A 20,325-nucleotide genomic window follows, 5' to 3' on the forward strand; every position below is an offset into this window, starting at 1 on the left:
ATAGTACTTATGGAAGTCATCGATCTTAAGGGCCGGAAAGGCCTTGTGGTCGGCATAGCCAACGAGCACAGCCTTGCCTGGTCGGCGGCCCAGCATTTCCGGAACGCAGGGGCCGATCTGGCCATGACCTATCTGAACGACAAGGCCAAGCCGTTCGTCGAACCGCTCGCCCGCGAGGCCGGAGCATCGCTGTTCCTGCCTTGTGACGTTGCCGAGCCGGGTCAGTTGGAGGCTGTGTTCGAAGCGATAGATAAGGAATGGGGCCGGCTGGATTTCCTGCTGCATGCGATCGCCTGGGCCCGCAAGGAGGACCTGCACGGACGGCTGACCGATTGTTCGGCCGACGGCTTCGCCGAGTCCATGCTTATCTCCTGCCATTCTTTGATCCGCATGGCGAAGCTCGCCGAACCGCTCATGGACAAGGGCGGCAGCCTGATGACGTTGAGCTATTACGGCGCCGAGAAAGTGGTCGACCACTACAATGTGATGGGCCCGGTCAAGGCCGCGCTCGAGGCCTCGGTCCGCTACCTGGCGCATGAACTCGGGCGCCGCTCGATCCGGGTTAACGCGATCTCCGCGGGCGCGGTTGCAACCCGGGCCGCCTCTGGCATCGAACATTTCGATGAACTGTTGAACGAGACCGTTCGCAAGGCGCCGCTGCGGCGTACCGTGGACGCCTGCGAAGTGGGGCGCGCCGCCCTCATGCTGGCAAGCGACTATACGAGCGCCATTACCGGGGAAACCCTCTATGTCGACGCGGGATTTCACATCGAGGGGATGGTATTTCACTGATGGCTGCACTCGGACCCGAGAAGGACATGATCGTCACAGACCCGGTATGCGGCATGCGTCTGGCGCTGGAGAAGGCCGCGGCCCAGCACGAGCATGAGGGCTGGGCCTATTTCTTCTGCTCGAATGCCTGTCACAAGCTCTTTCTGGCGGCGCCGGAGCGATATTCTTCGAGTCGCCGCCAAGTCTCGCCGGCACAGGTCGACAAAGAACCCTAGCCACGCCAGCCCGCTGTTGACTGAAGCGGCTGATTCTCGGGCAATAGCTCGATTCGGAACAATGTCTGGTTGCGGGCGTTCTTATTTTCATTAGACTGGAGGCGTGAAGACATTCCGGCATTTACTGTGGGCTAGTACTGTGAATAGAGCGTGCCGACATCTTGTAATCCTCTTGCAGGTTCTTGCGCTCGTGACCTTCCCACAGTTGGAGAGCGTTGTGCGGGTCGACGCGCCGGAATTAAAACCTATGATGATCGGCGCTTCACCCCATCACCACAATGGGACCGTTCGCCGCGAAGCTCGCGGTCATGATCGCACTCAGGTCGAGGACTCCGAAAGTCGGACCTCCGCCGTTCCCACGGGCTCGCCAGTTGAGGTCCCGATTACATGTGATCCCTGCTGTACCGTGGGCATAGGCCACTGCGTTGCGCTCATGTTTGCACTGCCAGGGATCCCGGAACCAGAGTGGCTCCGCGCATCTAAAATCACAAGGGTCGACTCTCTGAACTCGCGTCAAGTCGCCCCGCTAGGTCATCCCCCCAAAGTTCACGCCTGATCGACGCGCGCTGACGTCCCGTCACTGGCTCTCGTCATGTACGGCTGAGTAAAGCTGCTTGCGCATGAGCCTGCCGTCTCGTCGGTAGCCCATCAAACGCAGAACTCCACGTGGTTTCGAAATGCTGATCCGCAGAGCCTCGGCTCGCGGGGCAGGGCTTGTTGGCCAAGTCCGCAAGCGGCGCGTTGCCGGACCACAGTGCAATCCAGCAATCAAGGTTGCCGCCAAGTGGATGCCGAACACCCGCAGGCAAGCAACCCGAGATCAGGAAGATCGAAATGACACCGCACTTGAAGAATCGGCCCGTCAAGCGACAGCTTGGCCAGTCGTCGTTGGCCGGGCATGGACGCCAACAGGATATCGAACCGCTCGATCCGAAACTTACGGCGATACTCACGGCGAGCCGCACGCAGTTTCTACGTTATCTCCAACATCGCCTCGGCGACCGGGACGAGGCCGAAGACGTGCTCCAGGACTTCCATATGAGGGTCCTTGCCAAAGCCAGCCAGATCAGGGACACGGGCTCTACCATGGCTTGGCTGCGTGCAGTGCTCAAATCGGTGCTTGCCGATCACTTCCGTCGCGCGGCAGCGGAAAGAAACGCTCGCCAACTGATGGTAGCCGACTGGTTGGCGACAAACACTGAACAGGAGATGATTCCGACCGAGGAAGAAGGTTTCGATCGCATTGCATGCAACTGCTTTTACAAGCTGCTGCCCACGTTGAAGCGGGAATATGCGGATGCTCTCATGCGGATCGACCTGGCGCAGGAGCCGCGCGAGGACGTCGCCCGCTCCCTTGGCATTACGGCGGGCAATATGAGAGTCCGGTTGCACCGTGCGCGTCGTGCCTTGAAGGAAACACTCAAACGCTCATGCTGGCGGTGCCGGGCGCACGATTGCTTCGGGCAATGTGGGCCGCCGGGTGGGCCAGAACGAGGGAATACACGCTCGACTTGCGAACTGTAACGAGGCCGCGATAAGCCCGTCGCCTATGAGGAGAAGACGGTGATAGCGCCGCTTTCCTTGTCGTATAGAGGCCGGGTGGATTTGCCACTACAGCGGATAGTGTTTCGGGACAGATTCCCGGGATGATCCGAGAGGCTGGCTTCAGGAACATCGCCGGGTTGCCAACCCTGCCCCGGAAGACCGCCGCGCTGTAACGCTTCGGGTTCCGATCCGTCTATTAGGATAAGTCAGTTGCTGAACTGCGACTGAAGTAGAGGTGCATGCCGTCACGAGCGAGCGATGGAGATTTACATGATGGCAAGACTAAAGGCGGCCCTGTTCGTATTCCCGAGCGCCTTCGTATCGCTGCCGGCCCTGGCGCAGGCGCCGGCTGATCGGCCGGGTTACTGGCATCCGGACTGGGGATGGGGTCATATGATTTTTGGTTCGCTCATGATGATCTTGTTCTGGGGCGGCATAATCCTGCTGATTATCCTTGCGGTCCGCTGGATAGGCGGCGGGCCCTCCGGTGAACACGCGTCTCCGGCCGCGCGCAAGACGCCGGTCGACATCCTTCAGGAGCGCTTCGCCAGAGGTGAAATCGACAAGGACGAGTTCGAGGAGCGCAAACGGCTTCTGTCGGATTGAACGCGACAATAGCGGGACATCAGCGGATGGCGCGCCGGACCGGCTACGGGACAAGACAACAGTTGAGGAATAGACAATGGAGAAAGTGGTTGAGTTCCCGGATCGCAGTGACAGCTCGGTCGCGGACAGACCGTCCCGCGGTGGCGCGCATATCGACCTTTCGGTAGGCGGCATGACGTGCCGTCATTGTCCGCCGATGGTCGAGAAGGCGCTTGAGGGGATCGATGGTGTCAAAGCGGCGCAGGTGAACCTCTCCTCCGGAACTGCGGCCATCGACTACGACCCCGGTCAAGCCTCAGTCGGCGACCTGGCAAAAGCGATCCGATCCGCCGGCTACAGCGCGGGCACCGCCAAGACGCGTCTCCTGATCAAGAACATGCATTGTTCTTCTTGCGTGACACGCATCGAACTCGCCCTGCGGATGACGCCCGGTGTGGTCTCGGCTCGGGCCAATCTCGGTCCCAACGCGGTCGATGTCGAGTACCAGCCGGAGGTCGTCGATTTCGCCGCGATCCGCAGGGCGATCGAGTCCGCCGGCCACAAGATCGCCGAACCCAAGCCCGCCGAGATCAAAGCCGCCATCGAGGAAGATGCCGATCCGGAAGAAGCGGCGCGCAATCAGGAATACCGTACCCTGATGCGCAAGTTCTGGTTCGCCGCGATCGTTTCGGTCCCGGTGATGGGGCTGAGCTATCCGGACCTGATCCCTGGCCTTCGTGACTGGATGCCGATGGGCAGCGAGACGCGGCGCATCGTCTGGGCGCTGTTGGGCGTGCTGACACTGCCGGTGCTTGTCTGGTCTGGCTCGCAGTTCTTCTCGGGCATGTGGGACGGACTCAAGCACCGGTCCGCCAACATGCACACGCTGATTGCCATCGGCGTCTCGGCGGCCTTCGTCTACTCGGTTGTTGCAGTGGCCTATCCGGCGATGTTTCCGACGGTTGCGTTGGCGGAAGTGTTTTGGGACGTGACGTCAGTGGTGATTGCCCTTGTCGTGCTGGGGCTAGCGCTGGAGTTGAAAGCAAAGGGGCGAACCTCGGAAGCGATCAAAAAGCTGATGAGCCTGCAGGCGAAGACCGCGCGGGTTCTTCGGGACGGCAAAGAGATTGACCTGCCCGTAGAAGAAGTCGTGGTGGATGACATCGTGATCGTGCGGCCGGGTGAGAAGATCCCGGTCGATGGTGAACTGTCCGAAGGGTCGAGCGCGGTCGACGAGTCGATGATCACCGGCGAGTCGATCCCAATCGAGAAGCAGGTCGGCGACGAAGTCATCGGCGGCACGCTGAACAAGACCGGCAGCTTTCAGTTCCGCGCCACCAAGGTTGGCAAGGACACCGCGCTTGCCAGCATCATCCGTATGGTGAAAGACGCACAAGGTTCGAAGGCGCCGATCCAGCGCGTTGTGGACCTGGTCTCGGGCTATTTCGTGCCGACGGTGATGATCCTTGGCATTCTCGCCTTCGTGGCGTGGTATCTGGTGGGTCCGGAGCCCAGAATCATCTATGCGACCATCGTTCTCGTCACGACACTGATCATCGCCTGCCCCTGCGCGCTCGGCCTCGCGACGCCCACCTCGCTGACTGTCGGTATCGGCAAGGGGGCCGAGAACGGCATCCTGATCCGCTCCGGCGATGCGCTCCAAACGTCCGAGAAGCTGGATTCTCTTATCCTCGACAAGACCGGCACCATCACCCGCGGCGAACCGGCACTCACCGACGTGGTTACGGCCGAAGGTTCTGATGAGACGGAGGTCTTGCGTTTAGCCGCGTCCCTGGAGCGCGGCTCCGAACATCCGCTCGGTGAGGCGATCGTCAAAGGCGCGGAGGATCGCGGCATCGATCTGACGAGTGCCGAAGGTTTTGCCGCTATTCCCGGTCACGGTGTGAGTGGCGGTATCGACGGCAAGAATGTGTTGCTCGGTAACGCCAAGCTGATGCGTGATCGCGGCATCGAGATCGATGCCCTGACAGCTGACTGGGAGCGGCTGGCAACCGAGGGCAAGACGCCGATGTATGTCGCGGTCGACGGCGCCGCAGCCGGTCTGGTGGCCGTAGCAGACACCGTCAAGTCGGACTCAAAGGAAGCCATCGATCTCTTGAAAAAGATGGGCATCGAGGTGGTCATGCTCACCGGCGACAACCAGCGCACCGCTGACGCTATCGCGCGCGAGGTGAATGTTGACCGGGTTCTGGCGGAAGTTCTGCCCGACGATAAGGCCCATGAGGTGCAAAAGCTCCAGCTCGAGGGCAAGCGGGTCGGCATGGTGGGTGACGGCATCAACGACGCCCCGGCGCTTGCTCAGGCGGATGTTGGTTTCGCCATTGGCACCGGCACCGACGTGGCGATCGAGGCAAGCGATGTCACCCTAATTAAGGGCAGCCTCATAGGTGTGGTCACGGCCATCGAGATCAGCCGGGCGACGATGAAAAACGTTCGCCAGAATCTCGTCGGCGCTTTCGGTTACAACACCGCCGGAATCCCGGTAGCTATGGGCGTGCTGTACCCGTTCTTTGGGCTGCTGCTGTCGCCCCTGATTGCGGCTGCAGCGATGGCGTTCAGCTCGGTGACCGTCGTCACAAACGCCAACCGCTTGCGCTTTTTCGAACCGAGGAGGGCCGTCAAATGACGCCGGATCGCTGGATCGTTCTTATTGGCGGGCTCGTGCTCGTTGCCTTCATCGTTTGGTTCTTCTGGCTGAAGCGCGCCAAGGGCGTGCGAGCGGCGGAGACCTCCGGCGGGCACCAGGAAGTCATGGTGCTGGTCAAAGGCGGCTACACGCCCGACACCATCATCGTCCGGCACGGCAAGCCGGTGCGCCTTAACTTCCGGCGCGAGGAAACCGCATCCTGCTCGGAGAAGGTCATCTTCGCCGATTTCAATAAGAGCGCCGACCTGCCGACCGGCGAGACGGTGCGCGTCGAGTTCGTTCCCGATACGCCCGGAGAGTACGAGTTCGCCTGCGCAATGGGCATGTTCCGCGGCAAGCTGGTTGTTGAATAGGGAATGGCATGATCATCGGCAGCGCCATGGAAGCCTTGGTCACTTGGACCATCGTCGGTCTCGAACTGGCGGCGCTCGCGGTCATTGCAGGCGGATTTGCGTGGAGCGCCGGGAAAACGTTTGTCGTTTACATCCGTGACAGAACGGAACAGCGCTACCCTTCATTTCGGCGGGAGCTGGGCCGCAGCACGCTGATCGCGCTCGAGCTTTTGGTGGCTGCCGACATATTGCGTTCGCTCGTGCTTGAGCCATCGCTATCGAACATCGCGGTTCTCGGCGCCCTTGTCGCCATCCGCACCTTTCTCAGCTTCTCCATCGACGTGGAACTGGACGGCTGCTGGCCTTGGGAGCGGGCGAAAGCTCGTCCACAAGGGGCGGCGGAGCAGGGGACACTATGAGTAACCGATCGACGCAATCCCATCCACGGTTCTGGCGTTCGCGCGCCGGTATCGTCCTTCTCGTTTTTCTGGGGATCGCTGGCTTCCTTCTGCTCTATGAGCATCGCGCTCATGTGTTCACGGGAAGCGGCATACTCATCGGCCTGCTCGTCTTTTGTATCGGCATGCATCTCTTCATGCACGGTGGGCACGGCGGCCATGGCGGTGGTCATGGTCACGACGCACCGACAAATCCGGACGAGGACTAACCATGGAAACAAGCTCCTACGGTCTATGGCTTCTGGTCGTCATTAACTCCGCGATTTTCATTCTGTTTGCGTTCAGCTTCTTCAAGCCGAAGACCGGCAGGGACTGGCGGTCCTTCGGCGCTTTCAGCGCTTTCCTCGTCGCGCTCTTCACCGAGATGTACGGCTTCCCGCTCACCATCTATTTCCTGTCCGGCTGGTTGCAGACCAATTACCCCGACATCGACTGGCTTGCCCACGATTCCGGCCATCTTTTGGAAATGCTGTTCGGCTGGAAGGGGAATCCGCATTTCGGGCCGTTTCACCTACTGAGTTTTGTCTTCATCGGCGGCGGGTTCATTCTGCTCTCGGCCGCTTGGCGCGTCCTCTATCAAGCGCAGCGGTCCGGAGCGCTGGCGGAGACCGGCCCCTATGCCCGCATTCGCCATCCGCAATATGTCGGCTTCGTCCTGATCCTGATCGGTTTCCTATTCCAATGGCCGACCATCCTCACCCTCGCAATGTTTCCGGTGCTGCTCGTCATGTACTGGCGCCTTGCTCTGCGGGAGGAGCGGGAGGTTGAAGCCGAGATGGGTGACGCCTATCGACGCTACGCTGCGCGGGTGCCCCGCTTCGTGCCGCGCCTGCAAGGCATCTTGGGCAAGTCGGCCGCCGAACAGGACCGGCCATGAGGCGAACCTGTTGTAAGCAGTAATGCAAGGGCGGCGACACGGAAAGGATCGATAGGAGTGACGTCTGCGACAGTTGATAGCCCATCTTCGGGTTCCGATTCTTTGGAGATCAAACGGCGCGATTTTCTCTACGTTACGGCCGGCGCCATGGCGACGGTCGGCACAGCGGCTGCCCTGTGGCCGTTTATCGACAGCATGAATCCGTCGGCGGACGTTCTTGCCCTGTCATCGACCGAGCTCGACCTCGCTCCCATCCAAACAGGACAGCGCATCACCGTGGTGTGGCGGGGCCAACCGGTGTTCATCGTCCGCCGCACCGCCGATGAGATCGCACGCGCCAGGGCCGATGACGGCAACCCGGACCTGATTGATCCGATGGCGGATGCCGCGCGTGTGCAGCGGCCGGAATGGCTGATCGTCGTGGGTGTCTGCACACATCTCGGCTGCGTGCCACTCGGACAGAAATCGAGTGATCCTCACGGCAAATACGGGGGATGGTTCTGCCCTTGCCACGGGTCCGTTTATGACACGTCAGGCCGCGTCCGGCGGGGACCGGCGCCGCGCAACCTCGACGTCCCGCCCTATACGTTCCTGGACGACTTGCGCGTCCGGATCGGATGAGACGGGGACCGGACACTCCGCGGATGGTTGCGGCGGAATTTTCCAAATTCCTGTACGGCGAAAGGGAGACAGAACCCCTCGAGCAAGTCCAGCAACACAGAGGACTTGGCGCCAATTGCAGGGCGAGGTTGGTAAGCCGGATCGCTTCCCACGCGGCATGCCAGCGTCGCGGCTTTAGCACCGCTAAGTGCCAAGATACTCCATCGACTCACAACGATCGGAGTTCCCAACAACCAGAAGGGCGGAATTAAGAATAGCATGGCCAACCGGGTCAACAGGAAAGGAAACTTAGCGCTCCTCGATCCGGGGGCTTCTTGCCTGCTGTTCATCGATTTTGACGAAACGTCGCCGGGCATAACGCTCGAAGCGCCAGTCGTGAGCACCACCCACCAAGAGGTTTTGAGCAAAGCGGTCGAGCTTTCCATTCCCGCCTTTGTTTCTTTTATGGCCAGTAAAGAGCATGAACACTCGAGCTCTCCGCTGGATCTCCTCATACCGAAAGAAGCCCGATTGCAGCGATCAGTCATCAATCCATGGAAGGATGACCGTCTCTGCCAAACGATCTCCGAACAGCGGCGACATTGCCTAATTCTCGCGGGTGGGTGGCCGGAGGGCTCTTTGGCTCAAGCCGCCCTCGGCGCATTGGGAGAGGCATACGACGTCTATGTTCTATTCGATTTATGCAATGGACTTCTCGACTTGCAAAACTCTCCGGTTGCAGCCCGATTGATGCAGGCCGGTGTCGTTCCTCTGACAGCGCGTCAGCTCATCCTTGAATGGACCGACGCAGCGGGGATTACTTAAAAGTCACTATCTAAACCCTCTCAGCCACGAAGTTAAATTACTGACCGCGACCTTAAGGAATGCGGCTTACCCAAAGGGCCCACTGTCGCATCATCTCACCCGCCTAGTCGCCAGACATCATTCATCTGAGCCCCGACTCCGCGCGGTCGTCGCTCATCCAGGACATGATCCCTCAGCCCTGCGCAAGATTTTTGGCCGTTGAGGGCGCCGCGAGCCTGCTTGTCGCTGCTCCCTGCGCGGAGGGTGCGCCCTTCCCCAAAAGTAAAAGTCCTGTTCCAGCCGGGCGAAGCCCGGCTTCCCGGAAAGCAAAGGGGCCGGAGCTTCTCCTCAAAACTTCAACCTGAAGGAGACTGGCTTATGACCCAGCACCAGACCCCACGGCACGAAATCGGGGAGACCGTGCATCTCCCGCTTTCCAAGCTCGTGATGTCCCGCGAGAATCCGCGCAAGACCAAGCCGAATACGGCGGACGACCTCTTGGTCGCGTCGATCCGTTCGCGTGGTCTTCTGCAAAATCTCGGTGTGCGTCCGTCCGACACCAGCGCCGGCAAGTACGAGGTCCGCTACGGCGGACGGCGCCTTGCGGCGCTCCGCCTGCTGACCAAGGAAGGCCATTTCACCAAGACGCAAGAGTTCCCGTGCCGGATCGTCCCCAGCGACGACGCCGACGCTTCCGAAGAAGCGCTCGCGGAGAACATCGTCCGTGAAGCCCTGAGCCCGATCGACGATTTTGAAGCCTTCGCCAAACTCGACGCTCTGGGCCTTAGCGTCGAGGAGATCGCAAAGCGCTTCGGCGCGACGGAGCGAGCCGTGCGCCAGCGCCTCTCGCTCGGCCAGGCCGCGCCCTGCGTCCGCAAGGCGCTGCGCGAGGGCGAGATCAGCCTCGACATTGCCAAACTGTTCGCGGGTTGCCCCGATCTTGCCCGGCAAGAGCGCGTCTTCAAGGCCATCGACGAGGGCGGACATTTCTCGGCCCATTCGGTGCGCAAGATGCTCTACGAGAACGCTGTCTCGAGCAGCGACGCCATCGTTAAGTTCGTGACACTCGACGCCTATGAGGCTGCGGGCGGCACGGTGGAGCGCGACCTCTTCAGCGACGAGGCGCATCTCACCGATCTGGAGCTTCTGGCCAGCTTGCGCGACGCTAAGCTTGCGGAAGAAGTCGAACGGCTCACAGCCGACGGCTGGTCCTGGGTCGAAGCTCACGAAGGCTACGCCTACGACCTGATGCACGGGTTCGATCGCATCTACGGCAAGATCGTCGAGAAGAGCCCGGAAGAACAGGCCGAGCGGGTCAAACTTGAAAAAGAGCTCGACGTCCTCCTCGAAAAGAACGCCGACGCCGAAGACTGGAGCGACGAAGACTCCGAACGCTATGACGCGATCGAGGAACGGCTCGACGACCTGCGCGACGTCGAACGGGCCTTCACGGCCGAGCAGAAGGCCGTCGCCGGCTGCATCCTCTATCCCTCCCATGACGGTGTGACGGTGCATGAAGGGCTCGTCCGTAAGGAGGACCGCAAGAAAGTCCGGGCTCTGACGGCGGACGACACCGGTGCCGGAGAGGGCGGTGCGGGTGGCAGTGTCGATGTGGACGGCGATGACGAGGATGCGCCGAAAGCAGCGCCTGGCTATGGCCTCGGCCTTCGCAGCGATCTCGCCGTCTACAAGGCCCAAGCGCTTCAGGCGGCGCTCGCGGATACCCCGGAGACGGCGATCCTCATGCACCAGTTCATCCTGGTGCGGCGCATCTTCGGCCCGGTATTCGCGTCGCCCCACGGCACGACCTTGCAGGCCAATAAAGCCGATCTGCGGGTCGAACGGGGCGAGCTCGGCGAAACCACGGCGGCGGCCCTTCTCGACCATGCCGAACGGGCGCTGCGCACCGACATCTTCGACAGCGCCGGCCTTATCGCAAGCTGGAGCGCATTCAAGGCGCTCGAGGCGGACGAGCGCGACAGCCTTGTCGCTTTCGCCGTGGCGATGACAGTCGAGTCCATGAGCAGCGCGACGACGCTCACGGCTCTGGTCGCCCATGAGATGGATCTCAACATCCGCGACTATTGGAAGCCCACCGGCGAGAGCTTCTTCGCCCGGATCAAGAAGGACCAACTCATCGCCTTCCTGAAAGAAACGGTGGGCGGCGACGTCGCGGCCAAGCTGTCGAATGACTTCAAGGCCAAGAAATCGGAACTGGTCGATCTCTGCGACGGGCTGATCCACGACACCACGCCGGTCGACACCAAGCATCGGGACGCGCTCGACGATTGGGCGCCGGCTGGCATGGCCTTCGCCGCGCCAGAGCCAGACGACGACAATGTCGATGACGATGAAGTCGGGGAAGACGCCGCGCCCGGCGCCGAAGCCGAGATCGACCCCGGCGAAGACCCGGCCACCGACGAGATCGCCGCCTGACGGCGCTCGTCGACACCCTCTCAACCTTCCACCAACGCCCGCGGCTTTCGCGGGCGTTTTTCTTTTTCGGAGACAGACTATGACACGGCACAAGAAACCGCGCCGCGATGTGGCGCAAGAGATCACCGATCGCATCATCAAGGCGCTTGAGGCTGGCGCGCCGCCTTGGAAGCAACCCTGGAAGAACGGCCTCGGCGCGCTGCAGCCGCTGCGCAACACCGGCGCGCCTTATACCGGCATGAACGTCCTGATCCTCTGGGACCGCGCCAGCGAGATGGGCTTCGAGAACCCGCGCTGGATGACCTTTCGCCAGTCGCTGGAGCTCGGCGGCCATGTGCGCAAGGGCGAGAAATCCGTGGCCATCATCTATTACGGCACGACCACGAAGCGACAGGAGGACGACCAGGGCGAGGAAGTCGACGAGACCATCCGATTCCTCAAATGCTATCCGGTCTTCAATGTCGAACAGATCGACGATCTGCCGGCGCATTTCTATCAGCACCACCGGTCGGAGATCGAGAAGACGCCGCCGCCGTCCGAACGCGAAGCCTTCTTCGGCCGGATTGGCGCCGAGGTGCGCCATGGCGGCGACCGGGCCTTCTATCGACGCTCGGAAGACTTCATCCAGATGCCGCCGTACGGGGCCTTCGACGATCCGGAACGTTATTTCGCGACCCGTGCGCACGAGACGATTCATTGGTCGGGAGCGCCGCATCGCCTCGACCGCACCAAGGGTAAGACCTTTGGCGATACTCGGTACGCGTTTGAAGAGCTCGTCGCCGAGATCGGCTCCGCCATCCTGGGCGCCAACATCGGCCTTCCCCCCGACCATGTCGAGGACCACGCCGCCTATGTGAGCTCCTGGCTCAAGGCGCTCAAAAACGACAAGCGCTTCATCCTCAAAGCTGCCGCGGACGCGCAGAAGGCGGCCGATTTCGTGCTGGCGCGAGCCGGACACCCGGCCGCGGACAGCAACCGACCGAACGCCGACGGGACCGGCGTCCGGTCCGCGGCGTGAGGGAGGCGGACCATGGGTTGGACCTACACCTCCGATTATCGCGGCGGCGGCGTCCGCGCCTATCTCGACGCCCACTTCGAGAGCGAGAACGATGCCGGCAAATGGGAAATCCTCGACAGCGCGCTGGTTCAGATGCGCCGCTATTACGCCGCCATGCGCTGGACGAACAAGACAAAGGGCGAGGTTCGCACGCTCGCCCTCGTCGGCCTTGTCAATCACGTCCCGCGTGCGAGCGACGGCTATACGCTGGGCTGGAAGGACATGTCCGAGGACATGGGACCGGTCGTCATAGACTGCCCGTTGCGCATTCTCGACCGGCTCGATCCGCCGGCTAGCGATCATGCCCGCAAATGGCGCGAAGACGTCCGGGCCCATCACGCCCGCCGCCGCGCCCGTCCCAAGGTCGGCGACATCTTCACCCTGGCGGAGCCGATGACGTTCACGGACGGTTCGGTCGAGCAGCGCTTCCGCGCCGAGCGGTACGGCAAACGCGGGATCGCCCATCGCGGCCTCACGACCGGAACGCTCTATCGCATCGCCAGGATCGAGACGGTCGACCTCACCGTCGAGTCCGAGCCGTCCGCCGAAGCGGCGTCGGAGCAAGACCGGCCGACGCAGACGTCATTGCTCTGACGCCGGCATTAACGCCTACCCATTCCAACAACGAAAGGAGGCCTGCCATGTCAGGCTCAAGGATCATTCTCGGCTATGCGATCGTCGATCCGGAGGGTCGCTTTCCCGAAACCCCCGAATACGGGATCGGCTGTCTGAACGAGGCGCGTGAAGAAGCGCGCGCCCTCAATGAGGATTTCGCGGAGGAGCTCGACGGCGGCGCCTACGCCGTCCTCACCCTGTTCGCCGACGGCGGCGCGGAGCGCGTCGCATGACCTCCTTCCGCCCCTCTGCACCCGAGGTGCGGGCGCTTTCCGAAAAGTCAAAGGCCGGGTTCCGGGCGGGCATGAGGCCCGCCGAGGGGAAAGAAAGCGGGCCTTCGTCACCTCACACAGGAGATCCACCCCATGAATGATTTCACGACACAACCCGATCAAGCCCGCGACGCGGACAGCCGCGGAAAAGTGGACGCCAGGATGAGATGCCCGAGTTGTGGCTCATCCGATCTGCGCGTCAGCGCCGAGATCACCTGCCGGGTTGTTCAGAAGCAATCGCTTAATGGCGATCCGTATGACGCCCTTGAGGCGTTGACCGGCAGCGAACCCTATTGGGATCGCGACACGTTTACGTCCTGCGCCGATTGTTACCACGACGGCGCGGCAAAGGACTTCGAACCGGCGCCTTCGGAAACGGAGGTTCGCCATGGGCATGATTGATCAATCGACCCCGCGGTCGGGGCCGACGCCAAGCAAAACCAACCGCATTGACGCGATCGAAATCGCCGCCATGCGCAACCTTTCGCAACATGTCGGCGATCCTGATCGGGAGATCGTGACGATCCGTCCGATCAAGCCCGGCGAGACGCCGGACCTTTGGACGGTCATCGCCCGCCTGTCGGGTGGACGCGGCGAAGTCCTAGCCGACGAAGACAGCCGCAGAGCCGCCTTCGCCTTCGCCCGCCGCTTTCGCCGCAAGCTCGCCGGCGCTAACGCACCGGCCCCGTCGCATCGATCGCTCCAGATCATTGAACGATAAGGCATGCCAACGGCGAGACCCTGCGCCTTAAGCGCCGCCGCCGCTAACGCCTGAGACCCAGACGCCGGATACGGCGTCCACGACCCTTCACCCGCAACCCCTGGAGACACACCATGACCGATATGGTTACGCACATCCGCGCCCGGATTTCAGCCGACGCTCTCGACAAGGCCACCCGCTTCTTCAACGCGGGCCTCGAAGACATCTTCAACGAGCTCCTTCAAAACGCCCGCCGCGCCGGCGCGACCCGGGTGGAGATCATTGAAGAACCCGATCACATCATCGTTCGCGATGACGGCGTCGGGATGCGCAATCCCGAGACGCTTCTGTCCTTCGGCAAAAGCGGCTGGGAGGGCGAGACCGCGCGGCTGGAAGATCCCGCCGGCATGGGGTTCTGGAGCCTGTCGCGCCGGGGATGCGAGATCTGGTCCATGCCCGAAGGCGCCTTGTCCGGATGGTACGCGAAGATCACGTCGAAAGCGTTTCAGGGCCGGGAAAGCGTTCCTTTCGAGACGCTTGACGATGAACGGCAGGGGACGGGCATCTCCTTTCCCAAGAAAGACGGCGGCGAAATGTCGGTACGTCCCCTCCTGGAAAAGGTCGCCGGCTTTTACCCCATCCCCGTCTTTTACAGCAGTCATCCGGACGACCCCATCGAGATCGTCCGCAGCGACTTCCTCGAAAAAGCCGTCCGTATCGAGACATTTGACGGCGGCCGGATCGGGGTCATCCCGAATGGCCGTTGGCGCGACACGATCGCCGCCAATTTCTTCGGGCTGACCCTCTCGCCGTCGACGCCTGATGTTCATGAGACCTTCAACGCCGGATCGTACCACGCCGCCTTCGATTTTACCGGCGGCGCCGGGCTGGAACTGGTTCTACCCGCCCGCAAGGAAATGGTGCTGAACGATGCCTGGCGCGACTTGCTCGAGGCCGGCGAGCGGGCGATCTACCGGCACATCGCATCCTGCAAAGACCATTCCCTGGCGTACAAGGACTATTGCCGAGCCCATGAGCTCGGCGTCGACCTGTCGCAAGCGCGGGACTGGCTGCGTTCCTTTTCGCCTCCGACAGCTCAGGACAATTGGGCCGGCTTAGATAAGCTCGAATCGGTCAAGGACGGGGCCGTCGTCATCGCGGTCAACGAAAGCCCGGTCATCATGCAGTGCCTGTCTCGGGCACTCGACGGCGGCGCCTTCAGTCACCTCTACCAGGAGCATGCGGCCTATGAGGGCTATCGCTGGTATGACGCCTTGGCGAAAATCATCGAAGTGCGTTGGACGTTGATCGACGGCGACAGTGAACTCGTCCTCCTCGATCTCGATGGCGCACACGCCTCGATAGACGGCGTTTCGTTCGACGGCCTGACCGATAAGGATTGGGCCGACCGGGCGCGGCCCGACAGGATCGTCGCCAATCTCGTGATCGAACAGGACGGCGCGCGCCGGTCCCTCGATATCGATACGGACCTCATTCTGATCGGCGAAGGCGATGACGCCGAAGAGGTCCTGCCGATCATCACAAAGACGGCTCTGACCGAACGCGCTCTCGATCCCGACGACCTCTCCACGCTCATCGTCGACAGCTATTTCAGTCCATCCGACGACGCCGAGGCCAATTCCTATCAGACCCAGCGCCGCGACTATGAGATCGCCGCCTATGCGCGCGCCTGCGAGGTGCTGATCGGCAAGGAGGCGGCATTGATCGCTTTCATTCGCGATCACGCCGCCGAGCATGTCCGCTGGACCTGCCCGTCCGACAGGCGCGTCGTGATCGTCATCGACAATTACAACGTCGACGTCGCTTTCGCCGAGCCTCCCATCGAAGTCGCCGCCGCCGACAAGACTGCGGCCCCGCCGCCCGGCGCCTGATCCGCCGACACCACGCCTGATCCAGCGAAAACGCCGCCTCCGGAACCCTCCGCGGGCGGCGTTTTCGTTCGCCCTCGAAGGAGACAGACACATGGACCTCTTATCGCTTACCGAAGACCCGCCGACCGGGCCGAACGCCGCATCGGCGCAAGGCGCGGCACATGCCTTACCGTCACCCAATCCCCGTATGGAGGCCGCACGCCTCATCGCCTACCGCATCGCCAATGCGCAACGCATCACCCGCGCCAAGCTGCGTGAGGCGATGACCGCAGCCTATGGCGGCTCCGACGCCGAGGGTGCCTGGAGTTGGAAGGACGCCTATGACGCCGCCGAGGTCGCCGAAACCCGCCATCTCCTGAAGGTCGGCAAGACGCTCATCGCCGCCGATCCAGCGACGGCGCTCGAACGCCTCGACGCCATGGCGGCGCTGCAACCGCCCAATCGCCTCCGGACCGAAGACAGCATGGCCCTGCAACAGTTCTCCACGCCCGCGCCTTACGCCTACGCCGCCTTCCTCGCCGCCGAAATTCGCGACGGCGACCTGGTGCTGGAGCCTTCCGCCGGCCACGGCGCGCTCGCCGCCTTCGCCCGCATCGGTGGCGCGAGGCTCATCCTCAACGAAATCGACCCGGACCGCGCCGGTGCCCTCGAGGCCCTGTTCGACACAAGCGTCCACCGCGAAGACGCCGCCGAGATCGACGATCTCCTGGGCGATCCCGAGCGTCCCTCTGTCGTCCTGATGAACCCGCCCTTCGCAAAAGGGCTGGCGCGCGGCGACCATGCCGGAGAAGCCGCCGCCCATGTCTGGAGCGCTTTCAAGCGCCTGGCGCCTGGTGGACGGCTCGTCGCCATCGTCAATCACGGCCTCGCGCCCGGCGCGCCGTCCCATGGGCGGTTCTGGCGGCGCCTGTTCGAGAGCGGACAGCTGCGCCTCGCCGCCGGCCTCGACGGCGCGGTCTACGCCCGCCGCGGCACGACCATTTCGACCCGGCTCCTCGTCATCGACAAGCTCAAGGGCGACCGGCCGCGCGGCGCCGATCCGGAGGCCTCATGCGAGGCGGGAACGCTCCAGGGGCTCCTCGACCGGATCGCAGCGCTGCTCCCGCGCGCGGGCGCCGCCAAAGCTGCGCCGCGCCGCATCGACCGCAAGCCGCCAAAGGCCACGAGGGCGGTCGCTGCGTCCGCGCCGATCATCCGCAGCGTCACCCGTCAGGGCGCGGAGATCGACTATGAGGTGATCGACCCCAATGAGGCCGGGGGCCCAGATCCCAGAACCGGCGCCGCAATCGACGCATCAGGCATCTACCAGGCTTATCGCGTCGCGCGCATCCGCATCCCCGGCGCAAAGGACCATCCGACGCCGCTCCCCCAATCGACCGCGCTCGGCTCGATCGACCCGCCGGCGCCGACCTACCGCCCGCATCTGCCCACGATGCTGGTGACCGACGGCATCCTTTCCGACGGCCAGCTCGAAAGCATCGTCTATGCCGGCGAGGCCCATGCCCGCTTCATGGACGGCGCCTTCGTGCGCCATCCCGAAACCGGCGAGGTGACGGAGACAGGGGAGGACGACCCGGCAGGCTTCCGCCTGCGCATGGGCTATTTCATCGGCGACGGCACCGGCTGCGGCAAGGGCCGCCAGGTCGCCGGGGTCGTCATGGACAACTGGATCAAGGGCCGCCGCAAGGCCGTCTGGATCTCCAAATCCGATAAGCTGAAAGAAGACGCGATCCGCGACTGGACCGCGCTCGGCGGCGGCGCGGCCGAGATCATCCCCCAATCGCGCTACAAGCTCGGGCGGCGCATCGGAGCCTATGAAGGCATCCTCTTCACCACCTTCGCCACCTTGCGCGGCGCGGGGCGGGATGGCAAGGCCTCGCGCCTCGACCAACTCCTCGACTGGCTCGGCGAGGACTTCGAGGGCGTCATCGCCTTCGACGAGGCCCACGCCATGCAGAACGCGGCCGCCGTCAAGGGCGACCGGGGCCTCAAGGCCGCGTCCCAGCAGGGACGGGCAGGCGTCGATCTGCAACTACGCGCGCCCGGCGCCCGCGTCGTCTACGCCAGCGCTACCGGCGCCTCGGCGGTGGAAAACCTCGCCTACGCCGAACGGCTCGGGCTCTGGCGCGGCGCGGACGCGCCCTTCACCTCGCGCGAGCACTTTATCGCCGAGATGAACAAGGGCGGCGTCGCGGCAATGGAGATGGTCTGTCGCGATCTCAAGGCCATGGGGCTCTACTGCGCTCGCAATCTCTCCTTCGACGGGGTCGAATACGCCTTCCTCGACCATCAGCTCACCCCGCAGCAGGTGGAAATCTACGACGCCTATGCCGGCGCCTTCAAAGTCATCCACCACAATCTCGAAGCCGCCCTGGAAGCGATGAACGTCGTCGACGAGGAGGGCTCGAAGAACCGCCACGCCGTCGCGGCCGCCCGCTCGGCGTTTGAATCGACCAAGCAGCGTTTCTTCAACCATCTCCTGACCGCGATGAAGGTCCCGACGCTGATCAAGGCGATCGAGGCGGACATGGAGGAGGACCGCGCCGCCGTCGTCCAGATCGTCTCCACCGGCGAGGCGGTCATGGACCGCCGTCTTGCCGAGATTTCCGCCGCCGATCTGCGCGACGGCAACTTCGATCTGACGCCGCGCGAGGCCGTCATGGACTATCTCGTCCATTCCTTCCCGACCCAGCTGTTCCGGATCGTGCGCAAGGAGGACGGGTCGGAGGTTGCCGAGCCGGTCTTCGACGCCGCCGGCGCGCCGGTCCACAGCCAGGAAGCGCTGGAGCGACGCGACGCGATGATCGAACGCCTCGGCGTGCTGCCGCCGGTGACATCGGCGCTCGACCAGCTCATCTGGAAATTCGCGCCGGAGAATGTCGCCGAGATCACCGGACGGCGCCGGCGCGTGATTCGTCACAAGGAGCTCGGCGGCGAACGCGTCGAAATCGAAAACCGGCCAGGCTCGGTCAACATCGCCGAGACCAACGCCTTCATGGACGACCGGAAACGCATTCTCGTCTTTTCCGAAGCAGGCGGCACCGGGCGCTCCTATCACGCCGATCTCGGGCGGCGGAACCAGCGCCGACGGTCTCACTATCTGCTGGAAGCCGGATGGAAGGCCGACGCCGCCATCCAGGGCCTCGGCCGATCCCACCGCACGCATCAGGCGTCCGCACCGCTGTTCCGTCCGGTCGCCGCCGATGTGAAGGGCGAAAAGCGCTTTCTGTCGACCATCGCGCGCCGGCTGGATGCCCTCGGCGCGCTGACGAAGGGCGAACGCCAGACCGGCGGCCAGGGCCTCTTCCGCGCCGAGGACAATCTCGAAAGCAACGAGGCGCGCGAGAGCCTGCGCATCTTCTTCCGGCGTCTCGCCTTCGAACCCCAGGGCGGAATCACGCTGGCACAGTTCGAGGATATGACCGGCCTCACGCTTCTCGACAAGGACGGGACGCTGAAAGAGGATCTGCCGCCGATCCGCCGCTTTCTCAACCGGCTTCTGGCGCTGCCGATTGCTGTGCAGAACACACTGTTCGGCGTCTTCGAGGAGATCGTCGAGACCCGCGTCGAGGCCGCCCGCGCCGCCGGGACGCTCGATGTGGGGGCGGAGACCATCACCGCGGACTCCCTCAAACTGATGGATGCCCATGTCCTCCGGGTCGACCCCAAGACCAAGGCCGAGACGAAGCTCCTGCGCATCGCGCGGCGCACGCGCAATCGCCCGCTTAGTCTTGACGCGCTCCATGGCGGTTATGGGTCGAAGAAGGCGGAATACTTCGTCAACGAGCGCTCGAAGCGCGCGGCCGTCGTTCGCCCGGCCACCCCGCTCACCGACGAGAACACCGGCGCCGTCCTCGCGCGCATCGAGCTCATCCGGCCTAACGAACGCCAGAAGATGCTCGCCGAAGAGTTCGAGGAGACGGCCTGGGCGCCAGCGACGCGCGACGCCTTCGAGCGTCTGTGGCGCACCGAGGTGACAGCGACGCCGGAGTTCAGCCAAGACGAGTTCGGCCTTGTGGTCGGCCTGATCATGCCGCTCTGGTCGCTGCTCGCGGCCAAGCGTCCGATCGTCTACCGCCTGACCGACGATGACGGCGCGGCTCATCTCGGCCGCTATATCGTGCCGTCCATGATCGCGCCCTTGCTGGAGGCCTGCGGCGTCGAGGGCGCCGCCGTCCGCATGACGTCCAGCGACATGATTGCCGCGCTTGAGCGTTGGGAGCGCGTGCCGCTGTCCGAGGGCGCGTTCATCGCTGCCTGCCGCGTGATGGATCAGCAGCGTCTCGAGATCCGCGACGCGCCGGCGTCCTGGCTGCCGGGCCTCAAAGCCTGCGGCTGCTTCACCGAGATTATCCAGTGGCGCACCCGGGTCTTCGCGCCGGTCGGCGACGCCCAAGTCCTTGAGCGCGTGATCGCCCGCTATGGCCCGCCGCTCGCGTGCCGTACGGCTTGATCCGCGTCCTGTCCGACAGATCAT

General features: G+C 63.3%; 19 protein-coding genes. All 19 read left to right on the forward strand.

Annotated elements, in window-relative coordinates:
• Nucleotides 1-9 precede the first annotated feature (9 nt).
• The 19 genes from fabI to CMO28_RS27305 all read left to right on the forward strand — a co-directional run bounded on the left by fabI (nucleotide 10) and on the right by CMO28_RS27305 (nucleotide 20,301).
• Nucleotides 10-792 carry an enoyl-ACP reductase FabI gene (gene fabI / locus CMO28_RS27215; protein WP_086466615.1) on the forward strand — a complete coding sequence of 261 codons (783 nt, stop codon included), beginning with the start codon at nucleotides 10-12 and terminating at the stop codon, nucleotides 790-792.
• Complete coding sequence (locus tag CMO28_RS27220; RefSeq protein ID WP_086466616.1) at nucleotides 792-1,007, forward strand: YHS domain-containing protein; 216 nt, start codon at nucleotides 792-794, stop codon at nucleotides 1,005-1,007. The genes fabI and CMO28_RS27220 overlap by 1 nt, the downstream gene beginning before the upstream one ends.
• Before the next feature lie 834 nt (nucleotides 1,008-1,841).
• The gene (locus tag CMO28_RS27225) at nucleotides 1,842-2,531 is read left to right on the forward strand and encodes an RNA polymerase sigma factor (protein WP_086466617.1); all 690 of its coding nucleotides are present in this window, start codon (nucleotides 1,842-1,844) and stop codon (nucleotides 2,529-2,531) included.
• A 279-nt stretch (nucleotides 2,532-2,810) separates the two neighbouring features.
• A complete protein-coding gene (locus CMO28_RS27230; protein WP_245825962.1) occupies nucleotides 2,811-3,158 on the forward strand; it encodes an SHOCT domain-containing protein in 348 nt (115 codons plus the stop codon).
• Nucleotides 3,159-3,234: 76 nt separating this feature from the next.
• Nucleotides 3,235-5,784, forward strand: coding sequence for a heavy metal translocating P-type ATPase (locus tag CMO28_RS27235; RefSeq protein ID WP_296719941.1), 2,550 nt, complete (start codon nucleotides 3,235-3,237; stop codon nucleotides 5,782-5,784).
• Nucleotides 5,781-6,158: a cupredoxin domain-containing protein gene (locus CMO28_RS27240; RefSeq protein ID WP_086466619.1), complete on the forward strand. Its 378-nt coding sequence runs from the start codon at nucleotides 5,781-5,783 to the stop codon at nucleotides 6,156-6,158. Before CMO28_RS27235 ends, CMO28_RS27240 begins: the two co-directional genes overlap by 4 nt.
• Before the next feature lie 8 nt (nucleotides 6,159-6,166).
• The gene (locus CMO28_RS27245) at nucleotides 6,167-6,556 is read left to right on the forward strand and encodes a DUF1622 domain-containing protein (RefSeq protein WP_217895505.1); all 390 of its coding nucleotides are present in this window, start codon (nucleotides 6,167-6,169) and stop codon (nucleotides 6,554-6,556) included.
• Nucleotides 6,553-6,804, forward strand: a complete 252-nt coding sequence (locus tag CMO28_RS27250; protein WP_086466620.1) for a DUF2933 domain-containing protein — start codon at nucleotides 6,553-6,555, stop codon at nucleotides 6,802-6,804. Before CMO28_RS27245 ends, CMO28_RS27250 begins: the two co-directional genes overlap by 4 nt.
• A 2-nt stretch (nucleotides 6,805-6,806) precedes the next feature.
• Entirely contained in the window at nucleotides 6,807-7,472 is a 666-nt protein-coding gene (locus CMO28_RS27255; RefSeq protein ID WP_296719951.1) for a methyltransferase family protein, read from the forward strand.
• A 57-nt stretch (nucleotides 7,473-7,529) separates the two neighbouring features.
• Nucleotides 7,530-8,093, forward strand: a complete 564-nt coding sequence (gene petA, locus CMO28_RS27260; RefSeq protein ID WP_176342566.1) for a ubiquinol-cytochrome c reductase iron-sulfur subunit — start codon at nucleotides 7,530-7,532, stop codon at nucleotides 8,091-8,093.
• 258 nt (nucleotides 8,094-8,351) lie between these two features.
• On the forward strand, nucleotides 8,352-8,897 hold the full coding sequence (locus CMO28_RS27265; protein WP_296719956.1) for an isochorismatase family protein: 546 nt from the start codon (nucleotides 8,352-8,354) through the stop codon (nucleotides 8,895-8,897).
• A 357-nt stretch (nucleotides 8,898-9,254) separates the two neighbouring features.
• Nucleotides 9,255-11,312 (forward strand): ParB/RepB/Spo0J family partition protein, encoded by a 2,058-nt coding sequence (locus CMO28_RS27270; protein ID WP_296719959.1) that lies wholly within the window; start codon nucleotides 9,255-9,257, stop codon nucleotides 11,310-11,312.
• 79 nt (nucleotides 11,313-11,391) lie between these two features.
• Nucleotides 11,392-12,330, forward strand: a complete 939-nt coding sequence (locus tag CMO28_RS27275; protein WP_296719962.1) for an ArdC family protein — start codon at nucleotides 11,392-11,394, stop codon at nucleotides 12,328-12,330.
• Nucleotides 12,331-12,342: 12 nt separating this feature from the next.
• Complete coding sequence (locus tag CMO28_RS27280; protein ID WP_296719965.1) at nucleotides 12,343-12,963, forward strand: DUF6927 domain-containing protein; 621 nt, start codon at nucleotides 12,343-12,345, stop codon at nucleotides 12,961-12,963.
• Nucleotides 12,964-13,010: 47 nt separating this feature from the next.
• A complete protein-coding gene (locus tag CMO28_RS27285; protein WP_296719968.1) occupies nucleotides 13,011-13,217 on the forward strand; it encodes a hypothetical protein in 207 nt (68 codons plus the stop codon).
• 132 nt (nucleotides 13,218-13,349) lie between these two features.
• Nucleotides 13,350-13,658, forward strand: a complete 309-nt coding sequence (locus CMO28_RS27290) for a hypothetical protein (protein ID WP_296719971.1) — start codon at nucleotides 13,350-13,352, stop codon at nucleotides 13,656-13,658.
• The gene (locus tag CMO28_RS27295; protein WP_296719974.1) at nucleotides 13,645-13,977 is read left to right on the forward strand and encodes a hypothetical protein; all 333 of its coding nucleotides are present in this window, start codon (nucleotides 13,645-13,647) and stop codon (nucleotides 13,975-13,977) included. Before CMO28_RS27290 ends, CMO28_RS27295 begins: the two co-directional genes overlap by 14 nt.
• A gap of 113 nt (nucleotides 13,978-14,090) precedes the next feature.
• Nucleotides 14,091-15,848, forward strand: coding sequence for an ATP-binding protein (locus tag CMO28_RS27300; protein WP_296719977.1), 1,758 nt, complete (start codon nucleotides 14,091-14,093; stop codon nucleotides 15,846-15,848).
• A gap of 91 nt (nucleotides 15,849-15,939) precedes the next feature.
• On the forward strand, nucleotides 15,940-20,301 hold the full coding sequence (locus tag CMO28_RS27305; protein WP_296719980.1) for a strawberry notch-like NTP hydrolase domain-containing protein: 4,362 nt from the start codon (nucleotides 15,940-15,942) through the stop codon (nucleotides 20,299-20,301).
• Nucleotides 20,302-20,325: the final 24 nt, after the last annotated feature.

The sequence above is a fragment of the Tistrella sp. genome, assembly GCF_002684955.1.
Taxonomy (GTDB): Bacteria; Pseudomonadota; Alphaproteobacteria; order Tistrellales; family Tistrellaceae; genus Tistrella; species Tistrella mobilis.